This window comes from Hydrogenophaga sp. (assembly GCF_011772445.1).
Classification (GTDB): Bacteria; Pseudomonadota; Gammaproteobacteria; order Burkholderiales; family Burkholderiaceae_C; genus Hydrogenophaga.
The window spans coordinates 232-17843 of sequence record NZ_WVZN01000005.1 but is presented as its reverse complement, the minus strand read 5'-3'; the positions used below and the strand labels follow the sequence as shown (position 1 = coordinate 17843).

21 protein-coding genes are annotated in these 17612 nt (G+C 69.4%); 9 read left to right on the top strand and 12 right to left on the bottom strand.

The annotated features are described in order from the left end of the window. Positions 1 to 67: 67 nt before the first annotated feature. From GTO19_RS01590 to GTO19_RS01580, 3 genes are all read left to right on the top strand, one after another. Positions 68 to 772 (top strand): TetR/AcrR family transcriptional regulator, encoded by a 705-nt coding sequence (locus GTO19_RS01590; RefSeq protein WP_291017685.1) that lies wholly within the window; start codon positions 68 to 70, stop codon positions 770 to 772. A gap of 90 nt (positions 773 to 862) precedes the next feature. Then, a complete protein-coding gene (locus tag GTO19_RS01585; RefSeq protein ID WP_291017683.1) occupies positions 863 to 2221 on the top strand; it encodes a solute carrier family 23 protein in 1359 nt (452 codons plus the stop codon). A gap of 5 nt (positions 2222 to 2226) precedes the next feature. Further along, positions 2227 to 2658, top strand: a complete 432-nt coding sequence (locus GTO19_RS01580; protein ID WP_291017681.1) for a hotdog fold thioesterase — start codon at positions 2227 to 2229, stop codon at positions 2656 to 2658. Between the two features lie 90 nt (positions 2659 to 2748). Here the strand turns inward: GTO19_RS01580 and GTO19_RS01575 are convergent, their stop codons facing one another. Both GTO19_RS01575 and GTO19_RS01570 read right to left on the bottom strand, forming a co-directional pair. Continuing rightward, entirely contained in the window at positions 2749 to 3078 is a 330-nt protein-coding gene (locus tag GTO19_RS01575) for a hypothetical protein (RefSeq protein ID WP_291017678.1), read from the bottom strand. Then, positions 3075 to 3641 carry a cob(I)yrinic acid a,c-diamide adenosyltransferase gene (locus tag GTO19_RS01570; RefSeq protein WP_291017675.1) on the bottom strand — a complete coding sequence of 189 codons (567 nt, stop codon included), beginning with the start codon at positions 3639 to 3641 and terminating at the stop codon, positions 3075 to 3077. Before GTO19_RS01570 ends, GTO19_RS01575 begins: the two co-directional genes overlap by 4 nt. A 181-nt stretch (positions 3642 to 3822) precedes the next feature. On the opposite strand from GTO19_RS01570, the gene GTO19_RS01565 reads away from it, so the two are divergent. Beyond that, complete coding sequence (locus GTO19_RS01565; protein ID WP_291017672.1) at positions 3823 to 4035, top strand: hypothetical protein; 213 nt, start codon at positions 3823 to 3825, stop codon at positions 4033 to 4035. A gap of 53 nt (positions 4036 to 4088) precedes the next feature. Continuing rightward, on the top strand, positions 4089 to 5516 hold the full coding sequence (locus GTO19_RS01560; protein WP_291017670.1) for an FAD-linked oxidase C-terminal domain-containing protein: 1428 nt from the start codon (positions 4089 to 4091) through the stop codon (positions 5514 to 5516). 26 nt (positions 5517 to 5542) lie between these two features. On the opposite strand, the gene GTO19_RS01555 is transcribed toward GTO19_RS01560, so the two are convergent. From GTO19_RS01555 to GTO19_RS01510, 10 genes are all read right to left on the bottom strand, one after another. Continuing rightward, positions 5543 to 6463, bottom strand: a complete 921-nt coding sequence (locus GTO19_RS01555; protein WP_291017668.1) for a ParB/RepB/Spo0J family partition protein — start codon at positions 6461 to 6463, stop codon at positions 5543 to 5545. Position 6464: 1 nt separating this feature from the next. Beyond that, a complete protein-coding gene (locus tag GTO19_RS01550) occupies positions 6465 to 6773 on the bottom strand; it encodes a type II toxin-antitoxin system RelE/ParE family toxin (protein ID WP_291017666.1) in 309 nt (102 codons plus the stop codon). Then, complete coding sequence (locus GTO19_RS01545; RefSeq protein WP_291017663.1) at positions 6773 to 7063, bottom strand: hypothetical protein; 291 nt, start codon at positions 7061 to 7063, stop codon at positions 6773 to 6775. The genes GTO19_RS01550 and GTO19_RS01545 overlap by 1 nt, the downstream gene beginning before the upstream one ends. A 51-nt stretch (positions 7064 to 7114) precedes the next feature. Then, the gene (locus GTO19_RS01540; RefSeq protein ID WP_291017660.1) at positions 7115 to 7657 is read right to left on the bottom strand and encodes an alpha/beta hydrolase; all 543 of its coding nucleotides are present in this window, start codon (positions 7655 to 7657) and stop codon (positions 7115 to 7117) included. Positions 7658 to 7672: 15 nt separating this feature from the next. After that, the gene (locus GTO19_RS01535) at positions 7673 to 8443 is read right to left on the bottom strand and encodes an AAA family ATPase (RefSeq protein WP_291017657.1); all 771 of its coding nucleotides are present in this window, start codon (positions 8441 to 8443) and stop codon (positions 7673 to 7675) included. Positions 8444 to 8633: 190 nt separating this feature from the next. Beyond that, positions 8634 to 9248, bottom strand: a complete 615-nt coding sequence (locus tag GTO19_RS01530; protein ID WP_291017654.1) for a LysE family translocator — start codon at positions 9246 to 9248, stop codon at positions 8634 to 8636. 442 nt (positions 9249 to 9690) lie between these two features. Continuing rightward, the gene (locus GTO19_RS01525; protein WP_291017651.1) at positions 9691 to 10755 is read right to left on the bottom strand and encodes a maleylacetate reductase; all 1065 of its coding nucleotides are present in this window, start codon (positions 10753 to 10755) and stop codon (positions 9691 to 9693) included. A gap of 17 nt (positions 10756 to 10772) precedes the next feature. Beyond that, a complete protein-coding gene (locus GTO19_RS01520; protein ID WP_291017649.1) occupies positions 10773 to 11642 on the bottom strand; it encodes an NAD(P)-dependent oxidoreductase in 870 nt (289 codons plus the stop codon). Next, positions 11639 to 13003, bottom strand: a complete 1365-nt coding sequence (locus tag GTO19_RS01515) for an amidohydrolase family protein (protein WP_291017646.1) — start codon at positions 13001 to 13003, stop codon at positions 11639 to 11641. The genes GTO19_RS01520 and GTO19_RS01515 overlap by 4 nt, the downstream gene beginning before the upstream one ends. Before the next feature lie 3 nt (positions 13004 to 13006). After that, positions 13007 to 13981, bottom strand: a complete 975-nt coding sequence (locus GTO19_RS01510; protein ID WP_291017644.1) for an NAD(P)-dependent oxidoreductase — start codon at positions 13979 to 13981, stop codon at positions 13007 to 13009. A gap of 83 nt (positions 13982 to 14064) precedes the next feature. Here GTO19_RS01510 and earP point away from each other — a divergent pair, with 83 nt between their 5' ends. The 4 genes from earP to GTO19_RS01490 all read left to right on the top strand — a co-directional run. Then, entirely contained in the window at positions 14065 to 15111 is a 1047-nt protein-coding gene (gene earP, locus GTO19_RS01505) for an elongation factor P maturation arginine rhamnosyltransferase EarP (protein WP_291017642.1), read from the top strand. A gap of 105 nt (positions 15112 to 15216) precedes the next feature. Further along, positions 15217 to 15771: an elongation factor P gene (gene efp / locus GTO19_RS01500; RefSeq protein ID WP_291017639.1), complete on the top strand. Its 555-nt coding sequence runs from the start codon at positions 15217 to 15219 to the stop codon at positions 15769 to 15771. Between the two features lie 76 nt (positions 15772 to 15847). Next, positions 15848 to 16726 carry an AEC family transporter gene (locus tag GTO19_RS01495; RefSeq protein WP_291017637.1) on the top strand — a complete coding sequence of 293 codons (879 nt, stop codon included), beginning with the start codon at positions 15848 to 15850 and terminating at the stop codon, positions 16724 to 16726. A 16-nt stretch (positions 16727 to 16742) separates the two neighbouring features. After that, the coding region (locus GTO19_RS01490) for a TIGR00730 family Rossman fold protein (RefSeq protein WP_291017635.1) at positions 16743 to 17612 on the top strand (870 nt) is incomplete at its 3' end.

Sequence of the window (17612 nt, the reverse complement as noted above, 5' to 3'; positions counted from 1 at the left end):
TCCTACGGGAATGTCAGTCTCCGCGGCGCGCCTGAGCGACGCGCCCTTCCTCGATTTCCGGTCCCGCATGCCATCACCCCGCCCTTCCCAGCTGCCTGCGCGCAGCGAACGCCAGCAGGCCATCCTGCGGGCCGCCGAGCAGCTGTTCGCCCAGCGCGGCTTCAACTCCGTGACGATCCGCCAGATCGCCGACGCGGCCAAGGTGCCGCTGGCCCTGGTGGGCTACTACTTCCACCACAAGGAAGGCCTGTTCCGCGCCGTCTTCGCGCAGCACGGCCACCGGCACCACGAGGCCATGCGCGCACTGGAAGAGGCCCGCCGCGGCGCCAGCGAACCCGATGGCCTGCACCGCGTGGTCGAAGCCTTCGTGCAGCCGATGCTGCGCTGGCGCAGCGACAGCGCCTCCCGGCATTACGCGCGGCTGCTGGCCCGCGAACTCGCGCAGGCCACGCCCGAGGCCGAATCCGCCCTGCAACAGCACATCGACCCCTTGCTCCAGCGTTTCCTCGATGCCCTGCAGGCGGCGCTGCCCAAAGCCTCGCGCGCCGACCTGGCCGACGCGCTGCGCTTCACGCTGGGTGCGGTGCAGGCGCACCTGGGTGATCACCGGCTCGACCAGCTGCTGCCGGGCCAGGGCGCCGAGCCTGGCAGCACGCTGCGCCTGTGCGGCTTCATCGCCGGCGGCATCCGCGCGGTGCTGGCGCCTTCCGCGTCGCCCGCCCTCGCCCTTGCCCTGACGCCGCTTCGCGCGCGACTGCAAGAGCGCGCCTGAGCCTCGCGCGGCCGCGCCGACGCGACGCGTCCATCGCGGCACTTGCTTGCACAATCGCCTGCCACTTCGGCGGAACAAGGAGCGAGCGAGATGGGCCTCTTCAACTGGACAGAAAAACCGGCGAGCACCCTCAACCAGGGCGGTGTCATCGCCCCCGACGAACGCCTGCCCTGGCCACAGACCACGGTGATGGGCGTGCAGCACGTCATCGCCATGTTCGGCGCCACCGTGCTGGCGCCGCTGCTCATGGGCTTCGACCCGAACGTGGCCATCCTCATGAGCGGCATCGGCACGCTCATCTTCTTCTTCGTCACCGGCGGCCGGGTGCCCAGCTACCTCGGCTCCAGCTTCGCCTTCATCGGCGTGGTGATCGCGGCCAGCGGCTACGCCGGCAGCGGGCCCAACGCCAACCTGGGCGTGGCACTCGGCGGCATCATCGCCTGCGGCGTGGTCTACACCCTCATCGGCTTCGTCGTGCACGCCACCAACGTGCGCCACGTCAAGAGCGCGCCCCTGAAGGGCATGGAGGTGGAGGAGGTCGAGGAAGGCGTGGCCGTGCACTGGATCGAACGGCTGATGCCTCCCGTGGTGACCGGCACCGTGGTGGCCGTGATCGGCCTGAACCTGGCGGCCATCCCGATCAAGAACATGGCGCCCACCGGCTTCGACGCCTGGATGCAGGCCATCACCTTCGTGAGCGTGGGCCTGGTGGCCGTGTACGCGCGCGGCATGGTGCAGCGCCTGCTGATCCTGGTGGGCCTGATCCTGGCCAGCGTGGTCTACGCCGTGCTCACCAACGGCCTGGGCCTGGGCAAGCCGATCGACTTCAGCGGCGTGGCCAACGCCGCCTGGTTCGGCCTGCCCACCTTCGCCACGCCGGTGTTCAGCGCGCAGGCCATGCTGCTCATCGCACCGGTGGCGCTGATCCTGGTGGCCGAGAACCTGGGCCACGTGAAGGCCGTGAGCGCCATGACCGGGCGCGACCTCAATCCCTACCTGGGCAAGGCCTTCATCGGCGACGGCGTGGCCACCATCGTGAGCGGCGCCTCGGGCGGCACGGGCGTCACCACCTACGCCGAGAACATCGGCGTGATGGCCGCGACCAAGATCTACTCCACGGCCATGTTCGTGGTGGCGGCGGTCATCGCCATCGTGCTGGGCTTCAGCCCGAAGTTCGGCGCGCTGATCCAGACCATTCCGCTGGCCGTGATGGGGGGCGTGTCCATCGTGGTGTTCGGCCTGATCGCCATCGCGGGCGCCAAGATCTGGGTCGACAACCAGGTGGACTTCTCCGACAACCGCAACCTGCTGGTGGCGGCCATTCCCCTCATCCTGGGCACGGGCGACTACACGCTCAAGTTCGGCCAGTTCGCGCTGGGTGGCATCGGCACCGCGACCTTCGGCGCCATCGCGCTGTACTGGCTGCTGAGCCGCGGAAGAAAGGCCTGAACGCCATGGCACGCATCTGGACCCGCCCCATCTCCTGCGACATCCTTCACCAGTTGCACGAGGGCACCGCCGTGCGGCAACTCGGCATCGAATTCACCGAGGTGGGTGATGACTTCATTGCCGCGCGCGTGCCGGTGGACGCGCGCACGAAGCAGCCCTATGGCCTGTTGCACGGCGGCGTGAGCGTGGTGCTGGCGGAAACGCTGGGCTCCTGCGGCGCGGCCTTCACCTGCCCCGAGGGCCACCGCGCGGTGGGCCTGGACATCAACGCCAACCACCTCAAGGGCGCCACGCAGGGCTGGGTCACCGGCCTCGCGCGGCCGGTGCACATCGGCCGCAGCACGCAGGTGTGGCACATCGATTTGCGCAACGAGGCGGGCGAGCTCACCTGCGTCTCGCGCATCACGATGTCCGTGCTTGCGCCACGCACGAAGTGACTTCAGTCCAGAGGCACCACGGAACCGGCTTCGCCGGGCCGTCGGTGCCGCCCCCCTCGAGGGGGGACGCGCGCAGCGCGGCGGGGGGTGCTACCTCCTTGTACAGCGGCCCTCGGAGGTGGCTTGCCCCCGGAAATCACTGCGCCAGGTGAGCGTGGCGGTGTCGAGCTGGATGCGCTCGTTGTCCAGCGCGGTGAGCAGCACGGTCTCGAACACGGAGAAGCTGTACACCGGCACGCCGTCGATCTCCACGCCGCGGATGCGGCGCTCGTCCAGCGTGAAGCGCACCTCGCGCACCCAGGTGCTGCGTGCGGGCAGGTAGACGGCCTCGCAGCTCAGCACGACCTGTTCGGTGGCGGCCTGAACGCTGCCGCCAGACGCGGTCAGGCAGGCCAGGGTGAGCGCCGCCAGGGGCTTCACGCGTTGGCCCCGCGCTGCAGCCGCTCGCTTTTCCAGTACACGTCGTCGCCGCCGTGCATGCGGTTGAGCACGCGCGCCAGCACGAACATCAGGTCACTCAGGCGGTTGAGGTACTGGCGCGGCGCCTCGCGCACGCTGTCGGCCTCGCCCAGGGCCACCACGGCCCGCTCGGCGCGGCGCGCCACGGTGCGGCACACGTGCGCCTGGCTGGCCGCGCGGTTGCCGGCGGGCAGGATGAATTCCTGCAGGCGCGGCAGGGCCGCGTTGTGGTGCGCCAGGGCCTCGTCGAGCGCGGCCACGGCCTCGGGCTTGAGCAATTCATAGCCGGGAATGGACAGCTCGCCGCCGAGGTTGAAGAGCTGGTGCTGCACCTCGACCAGCAGATCGCGCACCTCGGCGGGCAGCTCTTCGCACAGCAGCACGCCGATGTGGGAATTGAGCTCGTCCACATCGCCCATCGCGTGCACGCGCAGGTGGCTCTTGGACACGCGGGTGTTGTCGCCGAGGCCGGTGGTGCCGGCGTCACCGGTGCGGGTGGCGATCTGGGTGAGTCGGTTGCCCATGGGCGGTCGGTCTTCCTCGTGGTCGGTCGCGCATTGTGCGCCACCGACCGCGTGTAACCGCATGTCACCCTCGTCAAGCGGTGGTCAAGCCCGCAACGGCGCGCAAAAACACTTGGTCCTGTCACATGGAGACGTTGCAATCGCCCCCATCGCCCGCACCTGGGGGCGCAATGGAGACTGAATGAGCCTGCCCCGAAAGACCCAAGCCCTGTCCCAGCGCTTCGAAGCGCGCAGCGTGCAATTGCTCGCCGCCTGGACCCTCGTCATCGCCGGTGCCGCGTCCACCGGCCCGTTCCTGCAGAAGCCCCGCCAGGGCGCCACGCCCAGCAGCCTGTCCATGCCCTCCGGGCAGGGCGCGCTGACCGGTCCCACGGCCCGGGGCCCCCGCCGCTGAACACCCCCCGGGCGTACACTGCGCGGCTCAGAACACCGCGCCGGAGACCGCCCATGAACGCCCCCACCCAAGTCGCCCACCTGCTGCCCACGGTCGAGCAGCGCGAGGTGTCCCAGGCCTTCCTGGCCGAGCTGCAGCAGCGTTTCGGCGCCCAGTGCTCCACCGCCCTGGCGGTGCGCGAGCAGCACGGGCGTGACGAGTCCGCCTTCGTCACCGTGCCGCCCCCGGCAGCCGTGGTGTTCGCCGAAAGCACGCGCGACGTGGCCGATGCCGTGGCCCTGTGCGCGCAACACAAGGTGCCGGTCATCCCCTTCGGCGTGGGCTCCTCGCTCGAGGGCCACCTGCTGGCGGTACGGGGCGGCATCAGCATCGACGTCAGCCGCATGAACCAGGTGCTGGCCATCAACGCCGAAGACCTGACCGTGACCGTGCAGCCCGGCGTGACGCGCAAGGCCGTGAACGAGGCGGTGAAGAGCGAGGGCCTGTTCTTCCCCATCGACCCCGGCGCCGACGCCTCCATCGGCGGCATGACGGCGACCCGCGCCAGCGGCACCAATGCCGTGCGCTACGGCACCATGCGCGAGAACGTGCTGGCGCTCGAGGTCGTCAATGCCAAGGGCGAGGTGATCCGCACCGGCACCCGCGCCAAGAAGAGCAGCGCCGGCTACGACCTCACGCGCCTGATGGTGGGCAGCGAGGGCACGCTGGGCGTGATCACGGAGGTCACGCTCAAGCTCTATCCGCTGCCCGAGGCGATCTCGGCGGCGATCTGCTCCTTCCCCACCATCGAGGCCGCGGTGCGCACCGTCATCCAGGTCATCCAGCTCGGCGTGCCGATCGCGCGCTGCGAACTGATCGACGCCAACACCGTGCGCATGGTCAACGCGCACAGCAAGCTGGGCCTGCGCGAGGAGCACATGCTGCTGATGGAGTTCCACGGCTCGCCCGCGAGCGTGAAGGAGCAGGCCGAGACGGTGCAGGAAATCGCCAGCGAGTTCGAAGGCAAGGCCTTCGAGTGGGCGGTGACGCCCGAGGAGCGCACGCGCCTGTGGACCGCGCGGCACAACGCCTACTTCGCCGCCATCCAGACCAAGCCCGGCTGCCGCGCGGTGAGCACGGACACCTGCGTGCCCATCAGCCGCCTGGCCGACTGCCTGCTCGACTCCGTGGCCGAGGCAGACGCCAGCGGCCTGCCCTACTTCCTCGTCGGCCACGTGGGCGACGGCAACTTCCACTTCGGCTACCTGATCGACCCGGACAACGCCGAGGAGCGCCGCGTGGCCGAGGACCTCAACGTCAAGCTCGTGACGCGCGCGCTCAAGCTGGAAGGCACCTGCACCGGCGAGCACGGCGTGGGCCTGCACAAGATGGGCTTCCTGCTCGACGAGGCCGGCGCCGGCGCGGTGGACATGATGCGCACGCTCAAGCGCGCGCTGGACCCGGACAACATCCTGAACCCGGGGAAGATCTTTTCGGTGTAAGCGCGCAGCGCGGCGGGGGGTGATGGCTAGGCGGCGCGCAGGCGCTCGATCAAGCCATTGAGCGCGTCCAGCGAGCCGAACTGGATCGCCAGTTCGCCCATCTCCTCCACCCGGCCGTGGCGCTTCACGCGCTTCTTCACGCGCACCTCGACTTCGGCGGTCAGCAGGTCGGCCAGTTCTTCTTCCACGCGGCGGATGTCGCGTGACTTTTCCTTGCGCGGCTTCTGCGGCGCCAGGGTGAACTCGGCGGCGAGCTTCTTCACCAGGTTTTCGGCCTCGCGCACCGACAGTTTCTTCGTCGCGACCTGATTGGCCGCGGTGATCTGCGTGGCCTTGTCCAGCGGCAACAGGGCGCGCGCGTGCCCCATGTCGATGTCGCCGGCCATGAGCATGGTCTGCACCGGCTCGGCCAATTGCAGCAGACGCAGCAGGTTGCTGGCGGCGCTGCGCGAGCGCCCCACCGCCTGGGCCGCCTGTTCGTGAGTGAGCCCAAACTCTTTCACCAGGCGTTGCAGGCCATGGGCCTCTTCCAACGGGTTCAGGTCCTCGCGCTGGATGTTCTCGATCAGCGCCATGGCGGCGGCGGACTCGTCGGGCACCTCGCGCACCAGTACGGGCACCTCGTTCAGGCCCGCCAGCCGAGAGGCGCGAAAGCGCCGCTCGCCCGCGATGATCTCGTGCTTGCCGGCGTCGGGGCCGCTGGTGAGCCGGCGCACGAGGATCGGCTGCATGATGCCCTGGGCCTTGATGCTCTCGGCCAGTTCGTACAGCGCGCCCTCGTCCATGCGGGTGCGGGGCTGGTACTGGCCTGGCACCAGCTGGTCCAGCGGCAGCGTGGACGGCGCGCCGGCGGGCGCGGCTTCGGTGGCGGCGGGCTTGTCCTCCACCTTGGGGCCGAGCAGCGCTTCGAGGCCGCGACCGAGGCCCTTGGGTTTTTTGGTGACCATGTCAGATGTCTCTTTCGGTATAGCCGGATTGGCGCTGGTGACGGATGCGCAGAACACGCACAGCCGCCAAGTGGGGCAGGTAGCGGTACTTGACCAGATAGCCGCTTTTGCCCCGGTGCAAGATCAGTTCGCGCAGACCTTCGCCCGCTGGCCTGCCCACACCGGGTTGGTGGGTCAGCACATGCAGTCCATCCAGCACGAAGGCCATCAGCTCGGGCGCGGCCGGGTCTTCCCGCGTGAGCAGGAAAGCCACCAGTTCCTCAAGGTCGAGCCAGTCACCTTCGGCCAGCTGTACGGCAATGGGCGCCATCAACGGGGCACAGGCCGCAGCGGCGGACGTTCGGGCTGTTCGCCCCGGGCACGCGCTTCGAAGTAGGTTTTGACATCGGCCAGGTCGTAGCCCCCACTGGCCAACATCTTGCGCTCAGCCGCCAGGGCGTCCTGCGTGAACTGCTCGCGCAAGCGGGAGCGCTCGGCCGCGTCGGCCAGGGTCTTGATCATGTAGGCGTGCGTGGAAAGGCCCTGCCGCTGCGCATCTTCATCGATGGCGGCCTTGAGTTCGACGGGCAGTTTGAGGCTGGTGGCGACGGTCGCGCGCATGGTGGCTCCTGAGGTTGAGCAGGTAGTCAAGTTTGACTACCCCTGCCCAGCTTAGGCATCTGCCTTGAGTTTGTCCAGCCAGGCCTGGCCCTGCGGCCAGTCGCCCAGCCCCGAATCGGCGTTGATGTGACCGGCCGGGCCAAGGTCGGTGAAGCGGGCACCCCAGTCGGCGGCGAAGCCCCGGGCACGCTCGAAGCTGCAGTACGGGTCATTGCGGCTGCCGATCAGGTGGGCGGGGAACGGCAGCCGCTGGCGCACGATCGGCGACCAGCTCGGCAGTTGATCGCGCAAGTCGTCGCGCTCCGAATCGCCCGGCGCCACCAGCAGCGCGCCCGCCACGCGGTCGGTGTTCTTCGAATGCGCAGCCCACGCCGCCGTCAGGATGCAACCCAGGCTGTGCGCCACCAGCAGCACGGGGCCATCCGAGCCCAGGACCACATCTTCGAGCCGGGCCATCCAGTCGCCGCGCTGCGGGTGCATCCAGTCGTGCTGCTCCACGCGGCGGTAGCCGAAGCGCGCCTCCCAGCGGCTCTGCCAGTGTTCGGGCCCACTGCTCTGCCAGCCGGGCAGGACCAGTACGTTCTGCGGTTTCACGTGGAACACCCCTCCTCACATCTTGCGAATGCGCTCGACCATCTCCTCGGCGAAGGCGATGAAGGCCTGGCTGCCGCGGGCAGCCGGGTCGAACACCACGCCGGGCAGGCCATAGCTGGGCGCCTCGGCCAGGCGCACGTTGCGCGGGATCACCGTGTCGAACACCTTGTCGCCGAAGTGGGCCTTGAGTTGGTCGCTCACCTGTTGCTGCAGGGTGATGCGCGGGTCGAACATGACGCGCAGCAGGCCGATGATCTGCAGGTCCTTGTTGAGGTTGGCGTGTACCTGCTTGATGGTGTTGACCAGATCGGTCAGGCCCTCGAGGGCGAAGTACTCGCACTGCATGGGCACGATCACGCCGTGGGCCGAGCACAGGCCGTTGAGGGTGAGCATGCTCAGCGAGGGCGGGCAGTCGATCAGCACGAAGTCGTACTGCTCGGCCACCCCGGCCAGGGCCTGCTTGAGCCGGCGCTCGCGGCGCTCCACCTCCACCAGTTCCACCTCGGCGCCCGCCAGTTCGCGGTTGGCGCCGAGCACGTGGTAGCCGCACTTCTCGGAAAAGATGGCCGCTTCGGCCACGGAGGCGGACTCGAGCAGCACGTCGTAGACCGAGAGTTGCATGGCCCGCTTGTCCACGCCGGAGCCCATGGTGGCATTGCCCTGGGGGTCCAGGTCCACCATCAGCACGCGCTGGCCGACCTTGGCCAGGCCAGCGGCCAGGTTGACGGTGGTGGTGGTCTTGCCGACGCCGCCCTTCTGGTTGGCCACGCAAAAGATCTTCGCCATCAGTTGAGCCCCCACGCTCCGCCGCTGCGCGGGTCGCAAGGCCTTGCAGGCCGCGGCGCTGCCGGAGTCAGCGCCTCTTCGCCCGTCCCGGCCTGCGCAGGCAGGCCGGGAGCCGCGGGGCTCAGCCCCGAGGGGGCGTTCGCGCCTTGGGGCGGCCCAGCGGCGCTCAGTGTTTGCGATTGAAGTTGCGTCATTTGGAAAGCGCCAGCTTGACGCCGAAGCCGATGAGGAAGACCCCGGCGATCTTCTCGAGCGTGCGGCCGATGCGGGGGTTGGCGCGCAAGCGCTCGGCCAGGAAATGGACGATCAAGGTCATGCCCAGGCCATAGGCGAAGGTGAGCGCGGCGATGGTGGCGGCCATGGCGCCGAAGGTGACCAGACCCTGGTGGCGGGCGGGATCGACGAAGAGCGGGAAGAAGGCCATGTAGAACACGATGGCCTTGGGATTGAGCAAGGTGATGGCCGCGGCCTGCTGGAAGTACTGGCGAGGGCGGATGGTGAGGACGGGTGCATCGCCGGGCTTGGCGGTGAGCATCTTCCAGCCGAGCCAGGCGAGGTAGGCGGCGCCGATCCACTGGACGGCGCTGAACAGGGCGGGCGTGGCGGCCAGGAGCGCGGCCACACCCGCCACGGCGGCCCACATCAGGACCTGGTCACCGGCAATGACCCCCATGGTGGCCGCCAATCCGCCACGCACGCCGCCTTTGCCGGTGGAGGTGATCAGGGCCAGGTTGCCCGGGCCGGGAATGGCGAGGAAAACAACGATGGCGACGACAAAAGCGTCGTAATCCGCGATGCCGAACATGGTGGTGGGCCCCGAAAAAGCAGGGGTCGAGTGTACGTGACGGGGTCTTGTCGGCTGTTTGATTTGGCAGTGATTCGGGGCTGCTTGTGGTCGTGGTGCTGCTGCCTTTGGGGGCGGGCCGGGCTTCTCACGTGCGTGGTTGGTGGCCCGAGGCCACTGGGTGGCCGACTCCGCGAATGTCCCCCGCCAAGGGCCGTGCCCTTGGCTCCTCCTTTATTTCGCTGCGTCGGCCACCCAGCGTCCTCGGGCAGCGGAGAGGCAGGCGCACCAACGGCAGTCGCATGCCGAGGCGCCTCAGGATCGGGCGACAGGGCGCTCTGTGTAGCGAAATAAAGGAGGAGGACCGGCGCAGCCGGTCCGGGGGACATTCGCGGAACAGAGCGCCCTGGCGCCCGATCTTCGCGAGGTGGTGGCGTGAAAGGCGCGGGCCTTCAGCCCAGCGTCAGGAAGGCCGCGCGCCTTCCCACGCCGCCTGCAGCAGCGCGCGGATCGCCCCGGCCTCCAGCGGTCGCGGGTTGGGGTACTGGTTCTGCAAGGCGATCTCGCAGGCCTTGTCCAGGTCCTCCGCCTTCATGCCGATGTCGCGCAGCGCCACCGGCGCGCCGTTGGCCTTCGCCAGGTCGAACACCGCCTGCGCGGCCTGGCCGTCGTCGCGACCCAGCGCGCGTGCGATGCGCCGCATGGCCTGCGGCGCGGCGGCGGCGTTGTAGGCCAGCGCGTGCGGCAGCACCACCGTGTGCGTCTCGGCGTGCGGCAGGTTGAAGCTGCCACCCAGGGTGTGGCACAGCTTGTGGTGCAGCGCCATGCCCACCGAGCCGAGCACGATGCCGCACAACCAGGCGCCATAGAGCGCGTCGCCGCGCGCCTCGATGTCTTTCGCGTCGGCGACGATGCGCGGCAGCGCGCGGCCGATGGCGGCGATGCCCTCTTCCGCCATCAGATCGATCACCGGGTTGCCCTCCACCGAGTAAAGGCCTTCAGCCGCGTGCGCGATGGCGTTGATGCCGCTGGTCACGCTCAGGCCGACGGGCAGGCTCAACGTGAGTTCGGGGTCGTAGATCACGCTGCGGGGCAGCACCTTCAGGTCTTTGCCGGTCTTCTTCAGGCCGGCCTCGGTGATGCCGTAGATCGGCGTCATCTCCGAACCCGCGTAGGTGGTGGGAATGGCCAGGATGGGCAGGCCCGAGTCGAGCGCGATGGCCTTGCCCAGGCCGGTGGTGGAGCCGCCGCCGATGGCCACGGCGCAGTCGGCGCCCAGTTGACGCGCCAGCTCGCGCGCCTCGCGCGCGGTCTCGATCGGCACGTGCATCACCGCGCGGTCGAAGATGCCGGCGGCGCGCTCGCCCAGCAGGTGCGACACGCGCTCGGCGCTGGCGCGCTGCTCGGGCGTGCACAGCACCAGCGCGCGCTGCGCGCCCATGGCCTGGATGGCCTGCGGCAGTTGCGCCAGCGCCCCCGCGCCGAACACCACGCGGCTGGGCAGGCCCTGATAAACGAACGATCGCATGCGGTGGCTTTCCTTCTTCAATCGGCGGGCAGGCCGGCGGCGCGCTGCATCACGCGAATGATGGCCGCGTAGTCCAGCGCTTCATCGCCCTGCGCCTGTGCGGCCGACATGAGCTGGCGCGTGGCCGCCGTCTGCGTCAACGGTACCCGCAAGCGCGCGCCTTCGCCGAGGATGAGGTCGATGTCCTTGTTCATCTGGCCGACGGTGAAGGTGGGCGTGTAGTCGCGCTGCGAGAGCTGCACGCTCTTGGCCTTGACGATGGGCGAGGCCACGGCGCTGGCGCCGATCACGTTCCACATGTCGGCCCAGGCCAGGCCGCCTTTCTGCCCCAGGCTCAGCGCCTCGGCCAGCATGGCGCTGGTCTGCGCGATCATGAGGTTGACCACCAGCTTCATCAGCCGCGCCTCTTCCGCTTCGCCCAACCAGAACTGCGTGGGGCCCCAGCAGCGCAGCAGGGGCAGCAGGCGCTCGTGCAGGGCCTTGGGGCCCGAGGCCATCACCGTGAGCTGAGCCGCCTCGGCCATGTGGTTGTTGCCGGAGACGGTACAGCGCAGGCTCTGCAGACCCGCGCGCGCGCAAGCCTCGGCCGCGCGCGCCGAGGCCTCGGGCGACACCGTGCTGGTGTCCACCCAGGCAACGCCCCGCCCCTCTTTCCCGGCGTGCGCGGCCACGCGCTCGCTCACCGCGAGCAGCGCGCCATCGTGCGGCAGCGAGGAGACGACGACCTCGGCCACCGCGAGGCCGTCGGCCACGCCAAGCCCGGCCTCGCGGGCCAGGGCCAGGCGCTCGGCCGAGGGGTCTTCCACCGAGACGCTGTGCCCCGCGGCGAGCAAGTGGCGTGCCATGGGCAGACCCATCTTGCCTACGCCGATGACGTGAACCTTCATGCAATCGCTCCATTCGATGCGCCGATGCCCATGGCGCGCGTGATCTTTTCGCCGGAGGCGCGCAGGGCGGCGAGCAAGGGCGGCAGGTCCACGCCGACGAGGCGCCCCGCCCGCTTGCGCCACTGGCCCGCAACCATGACCGAATCGATGTTGGCCAGCGTGGCCTGGAACACCACCGCGCTCACCGGGTCGTGCACGGGCTGCATGTTCAGTTCGTCGGCGCGGATCAGCACCAGGTCGGCCTGCTTGCCGGGCGCCAGCGTGCCGATGCGGTGCAGCTGGCGCAGCATGCGCGCGCCCTCCACGGTGATCCAGCCCAGGGCCTCTCGCGTGGTGATGGTGGAGGTGTCGGGAATGGTGCCGTGCGCGGCGCGGTGGGCCACGTTGTCCAGGCTGCGCTGGATGCCCAGGGCGATGCGCGCCTGGCTGATCATGTCGCCGCCCATCACGCTCTCCAGGTCCACACCCAGCGAGGGCGCGCGGCCCAGCGCGCGCAGGCGGCCAGTGAGCGGGTGGCCGTGGCCCTGCGACATCTCGCTCTCGGCCGCGGCCGAGAAGCTCATGCCGAGCTCGCAGAAGCGCTGGAGCTGCTCGTCGCTGAGCGCGTGGCCGTGCACGATGTTGATCTGCTCGCCGAGCAGGCCCAGTTCCTCCAGTCGCTCCCAACCGTCGGGCGTGCGCGCCGGCCCGCCGCCCTGGTGCAGCGAGGCGATGAGGCCCAGCTCCTTGGCCATGCGGAAGTCGTGCACCGCCACGTCCAGCGTGCTGTAGTGCGGGCCCAGCACGGCGGCGTGGATCTCCAGCAGCGGCTTTCCCTGGTGGGCCTTGAGCAGGCGCTCCACCTCGGCGCGCGGGTGCGGCACCTCCCAGAACGGCGTCTGGCCGGGCTTGGGGTCGGGCTTGGGCGTGCCGTGGAAGAAGCCCGCGCGGATGCCCGAGGCCAGCAGCGCGTCCACCGCCGCGTCGTTGTGCGCGGGCGTGGGGTTGTTGTGGCACCAGTCCACCAGCGTGGTGGTGCCGCAGTTGAGCTGGTTGAGCGCGCCCACCAGCGTGGCGATGCGCAGGTCATCGGGCGTGAACACCGTGGCCAGGCCCGCGTGCATGTTCTTGAAGTACTGCAGCAGCGTCCAGTTGGCGGCCACGCCGCGCAGCGCGGTCTGCCAGGTGTGCATGTGGGCGTTGACGAAGCCCGGCACCAGGATGCAGCCGCTGGCGTCGATCACCTGCGCCTCGTCCACCGGCAGGTGCGGCGAGATGGCCTCGATGGTGTCGCCCGACACCAGCAGGTCGCCCACGGGCAGGTCGCCCTGCGCGTCCATGGTGACGATGGACGCGCCGCGGATGAGGGTGCGCTGCGCCATCGTTCAGCTCGACAGGCCGTCGCTCACGTCCACGTTCAGTGGCGCGATCGTCAGGCCGGCGTCGTTCGCGGTTTCCTGCAGCAGGATGGCGAAGTCCACGTCGTCGTGGCCGCGTCCCACCAGGCGCGCGATGCTCTCGCGCGTGGCCGCCGCCGAGGGCATGGGCACGCCGTGCGCCTTGCCCGCGCCCAGGCCGAGGTCCATGTCCTTGAGCAGCAGCTTGGGCGTGAAGGTGACCTGATCGAAGCTGAGCTTCGTGAGCACTGGCGTCTTGTAGCGCGTGTACATGCTGCCCAGCACCGAGTCGTTGATGCTTTCCAGGAACACGTGGCGCGGGATGCCGGCCTTCTCCGCCAGCACGGTGATTTCGCACAGGCTCTGGATGATCACGCCGAACATGGTGTTGTGCGCGATCTTCCAGACCCGGGCGAGCTCGCCCTCGCCCACCCACATGGCCTTGCGCGACATCGCCGCCAGGTACGTCTCGTTCGCGTCGAACAGCGCCTTCGGCCCCGAGGCCACCACCAGCAGCTTGCCGGCCTTGGCCACCTTGGCGTTGCCCGAGACAGGCGCGCAGAGGTAGGCCACGCCCATGCCTTCCAGCGTCCCGCGGATCTCTGCCGAGCCCTCCTGCGAGATGGAGGAGCTGTCGATCACCGTCTTCGGCTTCGTCGCCCCCGTCATCACGCCGCCGTCGCCGAACAGCACCTGCTTGAGGTCGTCGGTGGTGGAGACCATGGTGAAGATGGTGTCGCAGGCTGCCAGGTCGAGCTTGCTCTCGACCACCTGCGCACCGTACCCGGCCAGCGGCTCGGCTTTGCTGCGCGTGCGGTTCCAGACCTTCACGCCGTGTCCGGCCTGCAGCAGTTTCCTGACCATGGCCTCGCCCATGCGGCCCAGGCCGATCCATCCCAGTGATTGGCTCACGCGCTTGTCTCCTCTTGTGGTTTGTCGAGCGCGCCGAGTGTGTCCAAGCACCACCCCCAGCGACAACCCGGCACGCGGAAATCAGTTTTTCAAGGCCGACCGGGCCGACCATGGAAGCGGGCATGATCGGCCGCATGAGCGAGCCCCGCACCTGGGACATCTTCTGCCGCGTGATCGACAACTACGGCGACATCGGCGTCTGCTGGCGACTGGCCGCGCAGCTCGGCGCGCGCGGCCAGGCCGTGCGCCTGTGGATCGACGACCCCGCGCCGCTGGCCTGGATGGCGCCCGAGAGCGCGCCCGGCGTGAGCGTGCTGCCCTGGCGCGAGCCCTTCAACCTGCAAGGCGTGGTGCCGGGCGAGGTCTGGATCGAGGCCTTCGGCTGCGAGCCGCCCGAGGCCTTCGTCGCGGCGCGCACCGGCGAGCCGGCCTGGATCAACCTGGAGTACCTGAGCGCCGAGGCCTGGGTGGAGCGCTGCCACGGCCTGCCCTCGCCCGTGATGAGCGGGCCGGGCAAGGGCCTCACCAAGCGCTTCTTCTACCCCGGCTTCACCGAGCGCACCGGCGGGCTGCTGCGCGAGGACGAGCTGGCCGCGAAGCAGGCCGCGTTCGACCGGACGGCCTGGTTGGTCGCCCACGGCCTGCCCACCGATGGCCGGCGCATCGTGCTCTTTGGCTACGAGCCACCCAGCCTGGCGGCCGTGATGGCCGAGGCCGAGGCGCACTGGCTGGTCACACCGGGCCGATCGGCCAGCGCCGCGCAGGGCCTGCCGCTGGCGCCGGGCGCCTCGCGCCACGCCCTGCCCTGGCTGGACCAGCGCGGCTTTGACGAACTGCTCTGGAGCGCCGACCTCAACCTCGTGCGCGGAGAGGACTCGCTGGTGCGCGCCCTGTGGGCCGGCCAGCCCTTCGTCTGGCAGATCTACCCCCAGCACGACGACGCCCACCACGCCAAGCTGCGGGCCTTCCTGGACTGGCTGGACGCCCCGGCCAGCCTGCGCGCCTTCCACCACCACTGGAACGGCCTGCCGGGTTCGCCGCCAGCGCCGCGCGCCCCGGCCTGGCCGGGGTGGGACGTGGTGGACGGCTGGCGCGAGACCGTGCAGGCCGCACGGCAGCGGCTGCTGGTCCAGCCCGATCTGGCGACGCAGCTGAGCCAGGCGGTGGGGCGAAAACGGTAAAATGCCGGGTTTCGCGACAAACCCGCAACCCGGGCCAGGTCCATCCACCGCAGATGCCGGCCCTTCGCCCGAACCGCCGGGCGATCCCTTCAACGGAACTCCCTCATGAAAATCGCCCAAGAAATCCGCGCCGGCAACGTCATCATGCACGGCAAGGACCCGATGATCGTCCTGCGCACCGAGTACGCCCGTGGTGGCCGCGGCGCCGCCACCGTGCGCATGAAGCTCAAGGGCCTGCTCGGCAACATCGGCACCGAAGTCGTCTTCAAGGCCGACGACAAGATGGACCAGGTCATCCTCGACCACAAGGAGTGCACCTACTCCTACTTCGCCGACCCCATGTACGTCTTCATGGACGCCGACTTCAACCAGTACGAGGTGGAAGCCGAGAACATGGGCGATGCCCTGAACTACCTGGAAGACGGCATGGCCGTCGAGGTGGTGTTCTACGACGACAAGGCCATCTCGGTGGAACTGCCCACCAGCGTCGAGCGCGAGATCACCTGGACGGAACCCGCCGTCAAGGGCGACACCTCGGGCAAGGTGCTCAAGCCGGCCAAGATCGCCACCGGTTTCGAGATCCCCGTGCCGCTGTTCGTGAGCCAGGGCGACCGCATCGAGATCGACACGCGCACGGGCGAGTACCGCAAGCGCGTCTGATCGACCGCATCACCGTCGCAAGACACGAAGGGCTCCACACGGAGCCCTTCTGCTTTGAACGCCACGCCCACGCGCCATGGACCTGATTGCCCGCATCGCCGACATCATCATCCCGGTCTTCCTGATCGTGGCCATCGGCTACGGCTACGCGCGCCGGCGTTCCACCGAACTGAACAGCTTCAACCGCATCGCGCTCGACGTGCTGGCGCCGCTGCTGGTGTATTCCGCTCTGGCCTCGCGCGACTTCGCCATCGGCGAGCACGTGCCCCTGCTCATCGGCGGCACGGTGATCATCCTGGCCAGCGGGCTGCTGGCCTGGCCACTGGCCAAGGCGTTCGGCGCGCAGCCGCGCACCCTGGTGCCGGTGGTCATGTTCAACAACTGCGGCAACATGGGCCTGCCCCTGGCCTTGCTGGCCTTCGGGCCGGCGGAGTTCGGCGCGGCGGTGGCGCTGTTCTCGGTGAGCAACCTGCTGCATTTCTCGCTGGGCGCGCGCATCACCAGCGCCGCGGCGCGCACGCGCGACCTGCTGCGCAGCCCCTTGATGATCGGCACCCTGCTGGGTTTTCTCAGCGCCTTCAGCGACCTGCGCCCACCGCCCGCGGTGCTGTCGGGCCTGAAGCTCCTGGGCGATGCCCTGCTCCCCATGATGCTGTTCGCGCTGGGCGTGCGCCTGACGGCCTTGACGCGCCAGGGCATGACACTCGGTCTGCTGGGTGCGCTGGCGCGGCCCCTGATCGGCCTGGCCATCGGCCTTCCGCTGGCCTGGGCCATGGGCCTGGAGGGCGCGGCGCGCAGCCAGTTGCTGCTGTTCGCGGCATTGCCACCCGCCGTCATCCAGTTCATGCTGGCCGACCGATACCATCAGGAACCCGAGACCGTGGCCGCCTCCATCATGGTGGGCAACGCGCTGGCGGTGGTCTTCGTGCCACTGGCGCTGGCCCTCGGCCTGTGACCCGAAAGTGAACGACATGCCCGAAGCCAACACCACCGAAGCCGATCACGACATCACCGAACGCCGCCTGGCCGACGCCTGGGCCGAACTGCAGGCCCATTCGGACAGTGGCAACCCGCTGCTGGCCGACGCCTACCGCCTGGCCTTCGCCGACCCCGAGTTCCTGCTGCGACGCGAGACGCGCGGCATCCGCATGCAGCTGGAGCTGCTCAAGCCCGACCTGGCCCAGCTGCAACTGGGCATCGAGAACACCATCGTGGTGTTCGGCAGCGCGCGCTTTCGCGAGCAGAGCGAGGCCGAGGCCGGCCTGCGCGCGGCCGAGGCCGCGGGCGAGCCGCGCGCCATTGCCAAGGCGCGCGCGCTGGTGCGCAACGCCCACTACTACGACCGCGCGCGCGAGTTCGGCCGCATCGTGGCGCAGTACAGCGCGCACTGCCCCGAGAGCGACAAGCTGTTCATCTGCACCGGCGGTGGCCCGGGCATCATGGAAGCGGCGAGCCGGGGCGCGCACGACGAGGGTGCGCTCAACGTGGGCCTCAACATCGCGCTGCCGCACGAGCAATCGGCCAATCCGTACATCACCCCGCAGCTGTGCTTCCAGTTCCACTACTTCGCGCTGCGCAAGATGCACTTCCTGATGCGCGCGAAGGCCTTGGTGGCCTTTCCGGGCGGCTTCGGCACGCTCGACGAGCTGTTCGAGGTGATCACGCTGGTGCAGTGCAAGAAGTCCAAGCCGGTGCCGATCCTGCTGTACGGCAGCGACTACTGGAAGCGCCTGATCAACCTGGAGGTGCTGGTGGAGGAAGGCACGATCTCGCCCGAGGACCTCGATCTCTTCCAGTACGTGGACGATCCGAAGGTCGCCTGGGAGGCGATCGTGAAGTTC